This window comes from Streptococcus sp. ELY_86, assembly GCF_058314495.1.
Genome location: NZ_JBZFUK010000002.1, coordinates 1 through 14,686 on the forward strand (window position 1 = coordinate 1; position 14,686 = coordinate 14,686).

Here is a 14,686-nt window from a genome sequence, read left to right on the forward strand (position 1 = left end):
AAAATTTCTGTTTGGGCTAGCCCAAACAGCCTAAACAATGGCATCCTAGTCTATCCATGAACTTGTTGCACTTGACTTGACACTGTGCCAAATAAAAAGATTGAATCCAAATATACAGGATCCAATCTTTTGAACTCTATAATATCTAAAAAGTGTCCCAGTTTTACAAAGAACTTTCAAATAATTATTAAGCAAAAAGATTTTAAAACTAATAAATATTACGTACGTAAGAAGTTGAACCAATTTGTTTGCTATTAGCATAAGTAACAACAACTTCTTTTATTTTTGTAGGTTGAGCCGGATCGTAATACTGACTAAGTTTTACAGTTACATTTTTATTAACCGCCGCAGCTAATCCTAAACCTGCACCTGCAGCATTTATAAATGGTTTTGCTGGACCGGCAACAAGAGCCATAATTTTAAGCATGGCAGCTTGTACAGATTGAACATATCCTAAATTATACGTCGTGGATGTAACATAATTCCATGCTCCTCGGCGAAAACCGGTAGTTGCTCTGGAATATGAATTTCCATTAGAAACATCTGGAATATAATCATGATTATTATTAACTTCAACATTAGACACAGTACCATCAATATCAGTCAGTGTTCCTGTAGTAATGTCTAAATATGCTGATAATCCTGTTTGACTATCAGTAACAGAAATAATGTTATTATTTTGTGATACTGTATAACCATCAATATTATATGTATCTGCATATGTGGTATTTGCAATGATAAAACAAATCATACTGTATAATAAGACACCATAAAACCAAAGATATTTCGTTTCATTTTCATATTGCTACTCCTTCCTAAAATAAGAAATAAAAATCCCTAAGCCTATTATTCCAGCAATTACTAATATAGCATTGCTATTTTTCAATCCCCAAATTAACAAAAATATATCAATTAATAGGATAAATATAGATGTAAATAGCCTACTTTTACTCATAGCAACCTCCCAGAAGAATAATTCTGCAGTAGTACAGCTGGGACACAGCAAAAATCTTTATAAATATTTTATTTTTAAAAATCGTGCTTGCCTTCTAGCGTTTTAACGCTTGGTTTCATATTCAATATCATTTTTATCTTCCCGCTTTTGTCTCATCCTACCATACTTTCTATTTTTCCTCAAGCATATAACTTTATTCTCAGTACTTTTTCAAAAGTCCAATTCTTTGATTTTACTGAAGACATCTTAAGGTCTTTCTCAGATATCGAAAACAAATTAAAAATAATTGAAAATAGACTCGTTCTAAGGCTAAATCAAAGGCAATCAGCAGTTTCATCAAGGATATAAAAAAGTCCTTAGCTTTAGAAAATTTTATGATTCTCATCACTCTGAGTATCAAAAAAGAGAAAACCAACTTGGTCTTCTCAATACATTAAAATAAACCATCCACTACAGTTGACAATAAGCCAATAAAATCTGTTTTAGCTGATCTTATTTTCAAGTTTCTCAGCCCCTCAAAAATGACCTGTAACAGCCTGCCAAACTGCAGCTTTTTCTCTTTCAATCAAGTCTGTTCTGGCTGCTATTTCCTTGATTCCCATCGTAATGTTCCGGCTGATAGCCAAATTATCCAACTGTGGTTCAAAGAAAGCTTTATATTCTTCTAAACGCTGTTTGGTTTTAAAGATATTGGCCGGAATAATGACAAAGCTGTCAAAACTCATGTCGCCGCCAAGCGTATCTTTAATCCACTCCCAGTTACTGCGCGCCCATGTCCAGAACGCTTCCTGAGTAAAAGGTTCACTGAGGAAAAGCCTGTACCAGAGCGACAGATCCTGAGGTTTAATGACATCTTTATTTTTCAGCTGACTCAAAATCCTCTCAAGCGTTGCTTGTGATTTTGTTTGTGCCAAAGCACCGGCTAACTGTCTGCGGAAATTCCCGTCGTTGGTCAGCACATAAGTATCCAAATAAAGCGTTACCAAGTCATCCGTTTCAGCATGCTTGATTTGATTGGTCAAGACAGCGAGCCGGACTGCAGCCGGGATAGATTCGATGTTGCCTTTGTGCCTTTCAAAAAGCGCCTGCGCTTTTTCATTAGCATCAGGATCATCGGCATAAATCATATTAGCCAGGACAATCTGACGAACCATCTCATCCTCGTCATTCTCCTGATCTGATTTTTCAAAACCGAGGCGCTGATAATTAGCCTGATAAACATCACGAACCAAGGATTTAAAATCTGCTTCGATTTGGCTGCCTTCTTCTAAGAATCTTTCGATACCGGCTACCAACTGATGGCTTGCCGACATGACCATATAAGAAGTTTCAGCTGACAGGCCTGACAAAAGCGCCACCAGTTCAGCGTAAGAAATCTGACCGCTCTCTGCCAGCAGACGGCGCTCTTGAATAATCTGAAGTTTGGAAGTGTGATCAAGACGGTCAAAATCCGCCAGAACAGCCTCTAAAAGCTGACCATCATAATTACTGATATAGTGAGCAGTATTGTCTGTATTTAAGCGCAGAGGCCCTTTATCCTTATTGGCAGCAGACAGCTGACTAAAGTTAGGAATTTCAACTGTCTCTTCTTCCAAGGTATCAGGCAGACCGGACCAATTGCTGTTAAGCGGAATTGGCCAAAGACGTCCAGCTTCTTCATAATCACCGATAAAAAATTGTTTTTGCGAAATACGAAGTTTGTCATCTTGGACGGACAATGTTACTAAAGGATAGCCCGGCTGTTCCAACCAAGCATCCATAAAACCGGCAACATCTTTGCCGGAAGCAGCAGACAGCGCATTCCAGAGGTCGCGTCCGACAGTATTGGCATACTGATATTTTTCAAAATAATTCTTCAAGCCGGCGGCAAAGTCTTTATCTCCCAGCCATCGGCGAAGCATGTGCATTAAGCGGCTTCCCTTAGCATAGACAATGGCTGCATCAAAGATGGTATTAATCTCATCCGGATGATTAACAGTGACATGCACAGACTGAACTCCATCTGTCGCATCACGTTTGAGGGCATGCGGAACACCGCTTGTCTGGAAGTCCTCAAAAATATTCCAGCTGGGTTCGATCGCATCGACAGCGACGTATTCCATCATATTGGCAAAACTTTCATTAAGCCAAAGATCATCCCACCATCTCATGGTAACTAAGTTACCGAACCATTGGTGAGCCAGCTCATGAGCAATAACAAGCGCCACTTGCTGGCGGCTGCTTGCTGTTGAATTGTCGTCAACTAAGAGATAAACTTCTCGGTAGGTAATCAGTCCCCAATTTTCCATAGCCCCGGCAGAAAAATCCGGAAGAGCCAGATGATAAGACTGCGGAATTGGGTACTTAACGCCAAAGTAGCCTTCGTAAAAATCAATCACACGAACAGCAACGTCTAAGGCAAAATCAACTGAGTCGCTGTTTTGGGCTTCAGTTGCAAAGACACCCACTTCTGTACCATTCTTTGTGCGAGCCTTTTTCCCATGAAGACTGCCAACAGCAAAAGCCAAAAGATATGAAGACATTCTTGGGGTTGTGTCAAAGGTCCAGACCCCAGTTTCCTCACGGCGGCTGACGTTAATTTCGGGCATATTAGAGAGGGCGATATCGCCCTCTTCCTGATCAAATTTCAGTGCTAAATCAAAGGTAGCCTTTGCTTCCGGTTCATCAATGCTTGGAAATGCTTCACGGGCAAAGTGGCTTTCAAACTGCGTTGAAACAATCTCCTTTTTAATCCCGTTAACAGTATAATAAGAAGGATAGATGCCTGTCATATTATCTGTAATCTTACCTGCAAATTCCAATACCAGAGTCATGCTGCCGGTTTCAGGGAGCTCAATATGAACAGCCTCACGGTCATTGTCCAGTTCGTAAACCAACTCAGTATTATCCAAAAGAACAGAGCTGATCGTCAAATTTTTCTGATGCAGCGAAATCACATTGTCAAGTGCTTCTCCGTTAATGGCTACATTACCGGAGAAAGTTCTTTGCTGGCGGTTAATGTCTAGAAAAATATTATAATTTTCAGGCACAAACTTTTCAATAAAGTGTTCTACAGATTCCATGTATCTCCCTTATTATTTCAAAATTTCTAAATTATTATTGTATCATAATTCAATGATTTTTCCAGTTTTAAGATAGACAATCCATTCACAGATATTCCGTGCGTAATCACCGATTCGTTCCAGGTACATCAGCACTTGGAAATACTCCTTGCCCGCAAAAGCAGCATCTGGTGTCTGCTTAATTTCTTCGACTGCCAGATTTTGGATATCTTTAAAATAATTATCAATCACTTCATCCGTTGCTGCGATTTCATAGGCTTTATTGTCATCACCGTTGATATAGGCATTCAAGGCATCCTCTACCATACGCTTAACAGCCTTGCCCATTTCACTGATTTTTTCTTCTACATCAAGCAGACGCTCTTCGCCCTTCATGCGGATAGTCGCCTTAGCGATTGACGAAGCATGGTCTCCCATTCGTTCAATATCGCTCGAAGCTTTGAGGACAGTGATAACCGTTCTCAAATCATTAGAGACAGGCTGCTGCAAGGCAATGATTTCCAGAGACTTTTTTTCAAGTTTCGTTTCATATTCATTTACCACATCGTCATCAGCGATAACTTCTTTGGCCAAATCGCGGTCGTGGCTGACAAAAGCTCGCACAGTCTTATTGATCTGTGCCAGTACTTCTGTACCCATCGCGTAAAATTGATTGTGTAATTTATCTAATTCTTCTTCAAATTGCGATCTTAACATTTTCTCATCTCTTTTCTATTGTTACTTTTATCCAAACTTACCTGTAATGTAATCTTCGGTTTCTTTTTTCTGTGGATTCAAAAACATTTCTTTGGTATTGCCGTACTCAATCAAATCTCCGGCAAGGAAAAAGCCGGTTCGGTCTGAAATACGCGAAGCCTGCTGCATGGAACGCGTAACGACAATCATCGTATACCTTTTTTTCAGATCATACAGGGTATCTTCGATTTTTCCTGCCGAAATAGGATCCAAGGCTGAAGTCGGCTCGTCCAGCAGAATAATCTGCGGGCTGGTTGCCAAAACTCTGGCAATGCAAACGCGCTGCTGCTGCCCGCCGGACAAACCAATGGCCGAATCGTGCAGGCGGTCTTTAACTTCATCCCAAATTGAAGCACCATTTAAAGACTTTTCAACAGCTTCATCAAGAACTTTCTTGTCCTTGATTCCCTTTAAACGCAAGCCGTAAACAACATTTTCATAGATGGTCATCGGAAAGGGATTGGGCTGCTGGAAAACCATACCGATTTCCTTGCGCAGCTCTACAGTATCTGTCCGCGGACTGTAAATATTGTGTCCATTGTACATAATAGAACCTGTGACAGTTACTTCAGGATTGATATCTCCCATGCGGTTGATGGCACGCAGCAAAGTTGATTTGCCGGACCCTGACGGACCGATCAAAGCAGTGATTTCCTTAGGATAGAAATCAATGGAGACATTATTAAGTGCTTTCTTTTTACCATAATAAACAGACAAATCAGTTACTTTTAAAATAGGTTCTTCTGTCATCGCTTTCCTTTCTATCCAAAGTGTCCGGACACATAATCGCTGGTTGATTTTAATTTCGCATTCTGGAAAATATTATTTGTCGTATCATACTCAATCAAATCTCCCAAATAGAAAAAGGCTGTATAATCACTGGCGCGGGCAGCCTGCTGCATGTTGTGAGTTACGATGATAATCGTATAGTTTTTCTTTAGATCAAACATCGTTTCTTCCAGCTGCATTGTTGCCACTGGATCAAGAGCCGAAGCCGGTTCGTCCATTAAAAGAATATCAGGTTTCACCGCAATCGCCCGAGCGATGCACAAGCGCTGCTGCTGTCCCCCGGAAAGAGTAAAAGCAGACTTATGCAAATCATCCTTAACTTGCTCCCAAAGCGCCGCCTGTTTTAGAGAAGTCTCAACAATTTCATCCAAGACTTTCTTATCTTTGATACCGGCACGTTCATAAGCAAATGTGATATTTTTATAAATCGATTTAGCAAAAGGATTCGGTCTTTGGAAAACCATGCCAATGTGCTTGCGCATTTCATAAACATTGATATTGGGAGCATTGACGTCAATCCCCTCATACATGATTTCTCCGGTTACTTTGGCAATATCGATAGTATCATTCATTCGATTGAGACTGCGGAGAAAAGTCGACTTACCGCAGCCTGACGGACCGATTAAAGCTGTAATTTTATTCTTTTCAAACTGCATATCAATCCCGTTGATAGCCTCATTGTCACCGTAATAGACGTGCAGGTCTTTGGTTGACAAAGCAAGGTTCCCTTCCGGGAAAGTAATAATATGCCGTTCATTCCAATTATAATCTGCCATTTGTCCTCCTTTAGGCTGCTGAGGTCAGCTTAGCATGCAGTTTTTTACCAATATAGCGTGCTGACACATTAAAGATAAGGATAAAAACAAGTAAAACTGCCGCACTGCCTTCAGATACTTTAGTTGCATCCGGAATCGTTCCTTCACTGTTAACCTTCCAGATATGGACAGCCAAGGTTTCCGCCTGACGGAAAATTGAAATCGGACTCGTTGTACTGAGCGGATTCCAGTTTCCCCAATCCAGAGCCGGCGCAGACTGACCTGCTGTATAAATCAGTGCTGCTGCTTCCCCGAAAATACGGCCGGAAGCAAGTACAATACCAGTTACAATACCGGGAAGTGCTTCAGGAATAACGACATGAAGCACTGTTTCCCAGCGAGAGATACCCAAAGCAAGACCAGCTTCGCGCTGAGTGTGATGGACATTTCTCAAACTGTCTTCGATATTACGCGTCATCTGCGGTAAATTGAAAACGGTCAGCGCCAGAGCACCTGAAATGATTGAAAAGCCATATTGAAACTGCACAACAAAAATTAAATAGCCAAACAGACCGACAACCACAGATGGCAGAGAAGACAAGATTTCAATACAGGTACGGATAAAATCTGTCAGGCGGCCTTTTTTAGCATACTCAGACAGATAAACACCAGCTCCCAACGACAAAGGGATGGAGATAATCAGTGTTACTATTAAAAGAAAGAAGGAATTATAAAGCTGAATGCCGATACCGCCGCCGGCTTCATAAGAAGATGAGCGGCCTGTCAGGAAGTGCCAGTCAATGCTTGGAATGCCCCGAACAAGAATAAAAAGCAGGAGCGATGCCAAAATCGCAATAATAATACCGGCAATAGTATATAAAATACCAGTAACTAATTTATCCAGTTGTTTAGCGTGCATAATTTTTCTTACCTTCCCTCGTAATAAATTTCATCAGCATATTAAAGGCCAAACTCATAATCAGAAGGACTAGGGCCAGCGACCAAAGAACATTATTTTGAACGGTTCCCATGACTGTATTTCCGATCCCCATTGTTAGAACAGACGTCAGAGTAGCCGCAGGTGTTGTCAGAGAAGTCGGGATGACTGCTGAATTTCCGACAACCATCTGAATAGCCAAGGCTTCACCAAAGGCACGAGCCATTCCAAAAATGACTGCGGTAAAGATACCTGGTTTTGCTGCATTTAAAATAACACGCCAAATCGTTTGCCAGCGGGTTGCCCCCATAGCAAGACTGGCTTCCTTATAGTGCCTTGGAACAGCCTTTAAACTGTCAACAGTCATAAAGGTTACCGTCGGCAAAATCATAACGAACAAAACAAAGACCCCGGACAAAATACCAAATCCTGTGCCGCCAAATAAGGTTCTGACAAAAGGTACGACAACCTGCAAACCGATAAAACCATAAACAACAGATGGAATCCCAACAAGCAGCTCTACAACAGGCTGAAGAATTTTAGCACCGTATTTAGGCGAAATTTCAGTCATAAAAACTGCTGCTCCGATGGCAAAAGGTGTTGCAATCAAAGCGGATAAAATGGTAACGATGAAAGATCCTAAGATCATCGGCAGAGCTCCCAGCAAGGGTTTTCCGTCCGGTCCTTTAACATTAGGCTGCCACTCCTTCCCAAAAAGAAATTTGAGAGGACTGATTTTATCCACAAAGAAAGTCGACAGACCTTTTTGAGCAACAAAAATAAGAATCATTGCAACGATAAGGACAATCAAAGCCAGACAGCAAAAGGTAATTGTCTTACCGAATTTTTCTAAGCGGGAATTTTTAGAAGGGGATGTCAGCTTTTTAACCAGTTCTTGATTTTTCATGATTCCTCCATACATCAAGATAAGAACTTTGAAAAGCAATAAAAGCAGCTGAGCAATTCGGCTAAGCAGCTTTTACGCCTTTCACTTGTATCATTTATTATTTAGCTATTATAGTACCGTCTGCACTCTTAACAACTTTCATGTCATTAACAGAGATGTAACCCATTCGAGGGACGATGCTCTTTTGCACCTCATCACTCATCATGAATTCCAAAAATTCCTTGGTTAGACCTTTGGCTTTTCCTTTGGTATACATGTGTTCATAAGACCAAAGCGGCCAGTCGTTGGTGGTCACATTTTTTACAGTTGGTTTAAAACCATTCAATTGTATCGATTTTACTGAATGATCAACATAAGCAAATGCCAGATAGGAAATCGCACCCGGAGTCTGTGAAACAATTGATTTTACCATACCGTTGGAATCTTGTTCCTGACTTTGCTTGGCATCTTTTCCGTCCATGATGACACTGTCAAAGGTTGCCCGAGAACCGGAGCTCGCAGCTCGGTTAATAATCGAAATTTCTAAATCCTGACCGCCGACTTGTTTCCAGTTGGTATATTCACCGGTAAAAATTTTTCGCAGCTGTTCAACAGTTAAATTTGAAACTTTAACATTTTTGTTGGCAATAACAGCAATTCCGGCAACTGCAACCTGATGGTCAACCAGCTCTTTGGCATTGATTCCGTCTTTTTCTTCGGCAAAAAGGTCACTGTTGCCAATCTGAACAGCACCTGACTGCACCTGCGAAAGTCCTGTACCGGAACCGCCGCCTTGGACATTGATAGTTTTACCTAAATTAGACTGAGCAAACTCATCTGAAGAAGCCTCTACTAAGGGCTGAAGGGCTGTTGAGCCGACACTGGTGATCGACTGTCCCTTATCAATCCAGCTGGAACAGGCTGCTAAGCTCAGACTGACCGCGGCCAGTACCAAGGATAAAACTATTTTTTTCTTTCTCATTTACTTGCTTTCCTTTCCTAATCAATTATAACAATAAAATAAATGAAACGGTTTGCAATTGTAAAATTTTTTAAAAATGTATTCTATAACATTTATACTTGAAAACGAAGCCCTTTAGGAAAATAATTCTTTAGCGTGTTGCCTGTTACCTTGGCAAAACCCAAGCCATTCCCATTTATAAGAATTTGATACCAGCCCTTTTCATAATCGTGCGAGAGGGGCAGAACATTTCCGGAAGCGTAAATTTCAAACTGTTCTACATCAATTTCAAGAGACTGTACCACCTCATCTTTTTTCAATGCCAGCCCCAGGGCGAAAGACGGCTCAAACCGGTCTTTCTTAAAGGTCCCTAAATGCAGGCCGTTTCTTGCAATCTTCAATTTGGACAGGTCGGGCAGCCCTTGCGGTAGTAAATAAAGCTGGCTGCCAAAGGTTTGGTATAGACCTTCTAATTTAACTTTAAGATGTTTATCAGCAAAGGTCTTCCAGAGTTTTTCCTGATCTTTTTTCAAATGCGTCTTAGCAGTTTTTGACAGAGCAGAGGGCTGAGACGGCCGTTTATCCCGAAGCTTAGCCACAAACTGGCCTTCCCCTTTAAAGCGATGGGGATACATCCTGGCAGCTTCTGGCATATCAATGCCTTCGGTCATACCATTGATTTTGGGAATGTCTTCCAGCTCCAGATAATCATACTGTGAGAGCAGCCAGCGGACAACATCCTCGTTTTCTTCCGGCGCCCAAGTACAGGTTGAATAAAGCAAACTGCCGCCAAAAGCCAGCATTTTTACAGCTTCCTGCAGAATCTCTTTTTGAAGTTCGGCACATTCTGCCGGGTAATCTTCATGCCAATAGTTTATAGCTGACGGGTCTTTTCGGAACATTCCTTCACCCGAGCAGGGTGCATCTAAAACAATAAGATCAAAATAATGGTCAAAGGTTTGCGCCAGATTTTGAGGACTTTCATTGGTAACAATGACATTTCTGGCACCAAAACGCTCTACATTTTCTACGAGAACTTTGCTGCGCTTTTTAGAAATCTCATTGCTCACCAAAATGCCCGTATTATCCAGATAAGAAAGCAGGTGCGTCGTTTTTCCTCCCGGTGCCGCTGCCAAATCAAGTACTTTCATTCCTTTTGCAGGTGCCGCTGCCTGGGCAACCATTTGGGCAGCCGGTTCTTGAGAATAGACCAGTCCTGAAACATGCTCAGCAGACCGGCCGGAAACCTTGCCGTAATGACCCCAAGCTGTAGTGGGAATCGGATCCTCAAATGGAATCTGACTGCCCTTTAAAGGATTGGTTCGAAAAGCAGCAACTGCTTCTTCTTTGAAACTTGCGAAAAAATCTTCGGCTTCGCTTCCTAGAATGTTTTGATATTTTTCTACAAATTTTTCAGGTAATGACATATAAATAATCTACTTTTATTCCTATCCAAGACAAATTCCCTGTCGGATAAGATACTATTTAATATAGTTTTGGATTTCGTTTAATTTAGCCTTAGGAACAAACATGACCATCTGCCGGCTTTTGTAGTCGGGTTTATGACCGTACAAATCAAGAACAGTGTAGCCCAGTTTTTCCCCCATGATACTGCCTGCAGCATAATCCCAGGGAGCAATATTGGAAAAATAGGCCATAAAACGTCCTTCTAAGACGCGGCAAATGCTGAGCCCGGCACTGCCAATCCCGCGGATTCCCAACGTATGGCGGCCTAAATCAGCTATACCCATAATATTTTGGGCACACATGGCACTGTTGGCGCCGATTAACGAACGCTTGAAGGGTCTGTCTTGAAAAGAACGCAAAGGCTTAGCATTAGCAGTCACTTCAAATTGACCGCCGCCGCTGTAAAGAACATCATTCATAACATCATAAATGAGTCCGAATTGACCGACGCCATTTTCATAATAAGCAATCATAACAGCAAAATCGCAGCCCTGGACGATAAAATTAACGGTTCCGTCAATCGGATCCAAAACCCAGACACGGCCATCCTTGATATCTGACACAAGACCGTCCTCTTCTGCAAAAAAATGATCCTCCGGATAAAGACTGTGAATCCGTTCAACCATTAATTCCTGAACAGCCTTATCTAAATCGGTAACCAGATCGTCAAAGCGTGACTTTTCTTCAATCACCAAATCGTGCGTCATGTTATCACGAATATAGCGTCCTGCTTCATAAATCAGTTCTTTTGCAAATTGAAATTTAGTTTCCAATAGAGATAAATCCTTTCTCTTTAGCCTTTGCCGCCTGAACTGCACGGTAGACAGAATAGCCGCTGACCTTCTCAAACTCACGGTCGATTTGCTTTTCCTGCGATTTAGTGCTGACAACTGTCTTATATGTCCTGTAGCCTTCTAAAAGGAGGGCAGCCTCAACCTTGCTTTCGTAAGCCTTTTCGATTAAATTTAAAAAAGAAAGCACTGAGGTTATTTCTTCAGTGCTCCACGATAAATCTAAAGGATAAGAATAGTTTTTATGACTCATCTTCTTCCTCTGTTTCTGCTTTAATCGTTGCCTGACGTAGTTCCTGCTTGCGGTAATCTCGTGGTAAAAAAGCCCGAATCTCATCTTCATTAAAACCAATCTGCATGCGCTTATCATCCATAATAATGGGACGCCGAAGCAGACTAGGATTTTTAGAAATAAGGTTGATCAACTCAGAGACAGACAATTCATCCACATCAATATTTAATTTTTGAAAAACTTTTGACCGGGTTGAAATAATGTCTTCGGTTCCGTTTTCTGTATAAGAAAGAATTTTCAGTAAATCATCACGGCTTAAAGGGCTTGTGATGATATTGTGCTCTCGAAAGGCAACATCGTGTCTATTTAACCAAGCCCTTGCCTTGCGGCAGCTTGTACAGCTGGGCGATAAAAATAAGGTAATCATAACCTACCCCTTTATTCATACTCGCTTTTTATTATACAAGATTTTAAGTGACTTGGCTATGCTTTTCCCCAATTTAGGGCAAATTCTTTATCTGTTTCAAGCTGTTTAACTAAGTCATCAATACCGTTAAATTTGACCATTTCACGGATTTTATCCAGCCATAAGACTTCAATTGTTTCTCCGTAGATATCTCCGTCAAAGTCAAATATATTGGCTTCTAAGCGCAGCTCTGTTCCGCCAAAGGTCACATTTTTGCCGATGCTGGTCATGGAGCGATACCGTTTTTCGCCCACCAAAACATCGGCCACATAAACGCCGTCTGCCGGCAGATAGGTGCGATCAATAGGTGCCAGATTGGCCGTCGGAAATCCGATCGTCCGTCCTCTGGCATCACCATGCACAACAATTCCTCTTGTTGAAAACTCATAGCCTAAAAGCTGATTAACCTGAGCAACATCTCCCTGGCTGATCAAGCGGCGCACTCGAGTTGAGCTGATTTTTTCCCGTTTATACTGTACCTCAGGCACCGTGATGACTTGACCGGAAAAATTGCGTTTAAGGTAATCAGCATCTGTTTTATTGTGCCCGAACTTATAGTCAAAGCCAACAACAACAGCTCTGGCTTGAAGGGCATCGATATAGTCATTGATAAAATCATCCGAACTGGTTTTGGCAAAGGCCGAAGTAAAATCAGTCAGATAAAGATCATCAACCCCATACTCTGCAAACTTGGCATAACGTTTTTCGGGATAATTGATATGATTAAGCAGCTCCGGACTGAAACGCGAAAAAGCCAGCTGAGGAGATTCCGGAAAAGTAAGCACAGTGATTTTCAGTTTTTCCTTCTCCGCCAATATTTTCGCTTCCTCAAACAGTTTCCTGTGCCCCTTATGGAGAGCATCAAAATAACCTAAAACCAAAACTGAAGGCTCCTTGCGGCGGATATCCTTATGGCTGCGAATTCTAAAAATATTCATCTTCTATCATCTTTCTAAAGCACATTTTTACAGAAAAACCTTTTTGGGTTTATAAAAAGATTCTCGTTTTTCTAAAACAGCGACAAGCTTATTTTCATAAAAGGCAGACAGCAGCTCATCTTTTTGGAGCAGACTGATTCGTCTGCCAAAGGAGATCTCTTTAACTTGTTCCTTACTTAATTCTGCCTGCGGCAAAGATAAAACACCGTATTCAATGGGCAAAATAAAAGAAAAATCACCTGCTGCTGCCTTGTCAGCAATCTCATTTAAACTCAAAGCATCTTCTAATTTTAAACCGGCTGAAGCAGTCCTTTTAAGAAAAGACATGTGGCTGGCATAGCCGAGCCTGGCTCCTAAATCAACGGCCAAAGTCCTGACATAAGTTCCTTTGCTGCAGACAGCTCTGAAAGCAAAAGAACACAGACCGTCTTTAAAAATCAAATCACCACTACGCTTAAATTCATAAATGGTCACCTGACGCTCGGGCCGCTCAACAGTTTCACCGGCACGCGCATAGTCATAAAGTTTACGGCCGTTGACTTTCACAGCCGAATACATAGGAGGAATCTGATTGATCTGCCCGACAAAGGCTGACATGGCTGTATCAACAGCTTCTGCTGTTAAATTTTTATCAACCGGCGTTCTCTCAACAATTTCACCGCCGGCATCTTCTGTCGTTGTCGAAAAACCAAGGGTTATCTGCCCCTCATAGACCTTGCCGGAGTCTGTCATATATTCCAAAACACGGGTCGCCTTGCCCAAAGCAACAGGCAGCACGCCAACGACATCGGGATCAAGCGTCCCCCCGTGGCCGATTTTCTTTTCCTGCAATATTTTTCGAAGCTTAAAGACCGCATCATGCGAAGTCATTCCTGCTTCTTTTTTGAGATTGATAATTCCTGAAATCATAATTCCTATTATAGCATAGATTGCTGACAGCCGGCCAATTGAAAACTTTTAGCAGCCACCTGCACTCACAGCTCTTACCTAATAGAACAATTTTATTTGTGCTCTGCAGGCTTAAAGCAGCAGCAGCAAAACCTGGAATAATTTACGAGAGCTGTTTTTTCTGTTAAAATAAGGACAAAGGAGCTCTTATGACTTATCCTATTCAGAAATTTTGCACAGAATGCGGAACAAAATTACAGCCTAAGTTCTTAGAAAACGAGGGTCTCATTCCATACTGCGAGAAGTGTCAGGCCTTTCGCTTCCCTATTTTTAATACAGCCTGCAGCATGATTGTTCAAAACGAAGATCAAACTAAAATACTGCTCATCAAGCAATACAGCAGACCGGATTACATTTTGGTTGCCGGTTACATCTCTCAAGGTGAAAGTGCCGAAACAGCTGTCAAGCGTGAAATTAAAGAGGAAACCGGTCTTAAGGTGACATCGCTTCATTTTAACCAGAGTCAGTATTTTGAAAAATCCAACACGCTCATGCTTAATTTCGCTGTTACTGTTTCAGGCAGTCTTACTCCCAACAGTGAAATTGATGATTGGGCCTGGTTTGACTTTGACAGAGCCAAAAAAGAAATTAAAGACGGCAGTTTAGCCGAAAAATTTTTACTGGCCTATCTGGATAAGACACATCAATCATTGCAGGGCTAAGCAAAAGCTTATCAGCAGCTTTGCTTTTTTCATAATTACTAAAGTCACTGACATAAAAACGAATAGCTGTTTGGACATTCACCAGACAGCTATTTTTTTGAC

At 41.5% G+C, this 14,686-nt stretch carries 15 protein-coding genes; 1 reads left to right on the top strand and 14 read right to left on the bottom strand.

Translation table 11 applies throughout. From position 1 onward, the window contains the following. Positions 1–208 precede the first annotated feature (208 nt). The 14 genes from AC4HAN_RS03025 to truB form a co-directional block, all read right to left on the bottom strand. The gene (locus tag AC4HAN_RS03025) at positions 209–751 is read right to left on the bottom strand and encodes a hypothetical protein (RefSeq protein ID WP_491091127.1); all 543 of its coding nucleotides are present in this window, start codon (positions 749–751) and stop codon (positions 209–211) included. Between the two features lie 719 nt (positions 752–1,470). After that, positions 1,471–4,017: a M1 family metallopeptidase gene (locus AC4HAN_RS03030; RefSeq protein WP_491091128.1), complete on the bottom strand. Its 2,547-nt coding sequence runs from the start codon at positions 4,015–4,017 to the stop codon at positions 1,471–1,473. Between the two features lie 42 nt (positions 4,018–4,059). Next, the gene (gene phoU, locus AC4HAN_RS03035; protein WP_491091129.1) at positions 4,060–4,713 is read right to left on the bottom strand and encodes a phosphate signaling complex protein PhoU; all 654 of its coding nucleotides are present in this window, start codon (positions 4,711–4,713) and stop codon (positions 4,060–4,062) included. A 27-nt stretch (positions 4,714–4,740) separates the two neighbouring features. Continuing rightward, the gene (pstB, locus tag AC4HAN_RS03040; RefSeq protein WP_491091130.1) at positions 4,741–5,502 is read right to left on the bottom strand and encodes a phosphate ABC transporter ATP-binding protein PstB; all 762 of its coding nucleotides are present in this window, start codon (positions 5,500–5,502) and stop codon (positions 4,741–4,743) included. 11 nt (positions 5,503–5,513) lie between these two features. Further along, on the bottom strand, positions 5,514–6,317 hold the full coding sequence (pstB, locus tag AC4HAN_RS03045; protein WP_491091131.1) for a phosphate ABC transporter ATP-binding protein PstB: 804 nt from the start codon (positions 6,315–6,317) through the stop codon (positions 5,514–5,516). Positions 6,318–6,327: 10 nt separating this feature from the next. Further along, positions 6,328–7,215, bottom strand: coding sequence for a phosphate ABC transporter permease PstA (gene pstA, locus AC4HAN_RS03050; RefSeq protein WP_491091132.1), 888 nt, complete (start codon positions 7,213–7,215; stop codon positions 6,328–6,330). Continuing rightward, complete coding sequence (gene pstC, locus AC4HAN_RS03055; protein WP_491091133.1) at positions 7,205–8,140, bottom strand: phosphate ABC transporter permease subunit PstC; 936 nt, start codon at positions 8,138–8,140, stop codon at positions 7,205–7,207. Before pstC ends, pstA begins: the two co-directional genes overlap by 11 nt. A gap of 97 nt (positions 8,141–8,237) precedes the next feature. Further along, on the bottom strand, positions 8,238–9,101 hold the full coding sequence (locus AC4HAN_RS03060) for a phosphate ABC transporter substrate-binding protein PstS family protein (RefSeq protein WP_491091134.1): 864 nt from the start codon (positions 9,099–9,101) through the stop codon (positions 8,238–8,240). Between the two features lie 92 nt (positions 9,102–9,193). Next, positions 9,194–10,507, bottom strand: coding sequence for an RsmF rRNA methyltransferase first C-terminal domain-containing protein (locus AC4HAN_RS03065; RefSeq protein WP_491091135.1), 1,314 nt, complete (start codon positions 10,505–10,507; stop codon positions 9,194–9,196). Between the two features lie 54 nt (positions 10,508–10,561). Then, entirely contained in the window at positions 10,562–11,320 is a 759-nt protein-coding gene (locus AC4HAN_RS03070; protein WP_491091136.1) for an inositol monophosphatase family protein, read from the bottom strand. Then, entirely contained in the window at positions 11,310–11,591 is a 282-nt protein-coding gene (locus AC4HAN_RS03075; RefSeq protein WP_491091137.1) for a UPF0223 family protein, read from the bottom strand. The genes AC4HAN_RS03070 and AC4HAN_RS03075 overlap by 11 nt, the downstream gene beginning before the upstream one ends. After that, the gene (locus AC4HAN_RS03080) at positions 11,581–11,997 is read right to left on the bottom strand and encodes a Spx/MgsR family RNA polymerase-binding regulatory protein (protein WP_491091138.1); all 417 of its coding nucleotides are present in this window, start codon (positions 11,995–11,997) and stop codon (positions 11,581–11,583) included. The genes AC4HAN_RS03075 and AC4HAN_RS03080 overlap by 11 nt, the downstream gene beginning before the upstream one ends. 56 nt (positions 11,998–12,053) lie before the next feature. Continuing rightward, complete coding sequence (locus AC4HAN_RS03085; protein ID WP_491091139.1) at positions 12,054–12,974, bottom strand: bifunctional riboflavin kinase/FAD synthetase; 921 nt, start codon at positions 12,972–12,974, stop codon at positions 12,054–12,056. 27 nt (positions 12,975–13,001) lie between these two features. Beyond that, positions 13,002–13,883: a tRNA pseudouridine(55) synthase TruB gene (truB, locus tag AC4HAN_RS03090; protein ID WP_491091140.1), complete on the bottom strand. Its 882-nt coding sequence runs from the start codon at positions 13,881–13,883 to the stop codon at positions 13,002–13,004. Positions 13,884–14,071: 188 nt separating this feature from the next. On the opposite strand from truB, the gene AC4HAN_RS03095 reads away from it, so the two are divergent. Continuing rightward, on the top strand, positions 14,072–14,584 hold the full coding sequence (locus AC4HAN_RS03095) for an NAD(+) diphosphatase (protein WP_491091141.1): 513 nt from the start codon (positions 14,072–14,074) through the stop codon (positions 14,582–14,584). Positions 14,585–14,686 lie beyond the last annotated feature (102 nt).

What these genes read in the sequence shown, in the direction of transcription:
- AC4HAN_RS03080 (WP_491091138.1), bottom strand. Translation starts at nt 11,997, where the DNA reads ATGATTACCTTATTTTTATCGCCCAGCTGTACAAGCTGCCGCAAGGCA.
- pstB (WP_491091130.1), bottom strand. Translation starts at nt 5,502, where the DNA reads ATGACAGAAGAACCTATTTTAAAAGTAACTGATTTGTCTGTTTATTAT.
- AC4HAN_RS03075 (WP_491091137.1), bottom strand. Translation starts at nt 11,591, where the DNA reads ATGAGTCATAAAAACTATTCTTATCCTTTAGATTTATCGTGGAGCACT.
- phoU (WP_491091129.1), bottom strand. Translation starts at nt 4,713, where the DNA reads ATGTTAAGATCGCAATTTGAAGAAGAATTAGATAAATTACACAATCAA.
- AC4HAN_RS03085 (WP_491091139.1), bottom strand. Translation starts at nt 12,974, where the DNA reads ATGAATATTTTTAGAATTCGCAGCCATAAGGATATCCGCCGCAAGGAG.
- pstB (WP_491091131.1), bottom strand. Translation starts at nt 6,317, where the DNA reads ATGGCAGATTATAATTGGAATGAACGGCATATTATTACTTTCCCGGAA.
- truB (WP_491091140.1), bottom strand. Translation starts at nt 13,883, where the DNA reads ATGATTTCAGGAATTATCAATCTCAAAAAAGAAGCAGGAATGACTTCG.
- AC4HAN_RS03065 (WP_491091135.1), bottom strand. Translation starts at nt 10,507, where the DNA reads ATGTCATTACCTGAAAAATTTGTAGAAAAATATCAAAACATTCTAGGA.
- AC4HAN_RS03025 (WP_491091127.1), bottom strand. Translation starts at nt 751, where the DNA reads ATGATTTGTTTTATCATTGCAAATACCACATATGCAGATACATATAAT.
- pstC (WP_491091133.1), bottom strand. Translation starts at nt 8,140, where the DNA reads ATGAAAAATCAAGAACTGGTTAAAAAGCTGACATCCCCTTCTAAAAAT.
- AC4HAN_RS03095 (WP_491091141.1), top strand. Translation starts at nt 14,072, where the DNA reads ATGACTTATCCTATTCAGAAATTTTGCACAGAATGCGGAACAAAATTA.
- AC4HAN_RS03060 (WP_491091134.1), bottom strand. Translation starts at nt 9,101, where the DNA reads ATGAGAAAGAAAAAAATAGTTTTATCCTTGGTACTGGCCGCGGTCAGT.
- AC4HAN_RS03030 (WP_491091128.1), bottom strand. Translation starts at nt 4,017, where the DNA reads ATGGAATCTGTAGAACACTTTATTGAAAAGTTTGTGCCTGAAAATTAT.
- pstA (WP_491091132.1), bottom strand. Translation starts at nt 7,215, where the DNA reads ATGCACGCTAAACAACTGGATAAATTAGTTACTGGTATTTTATATACT.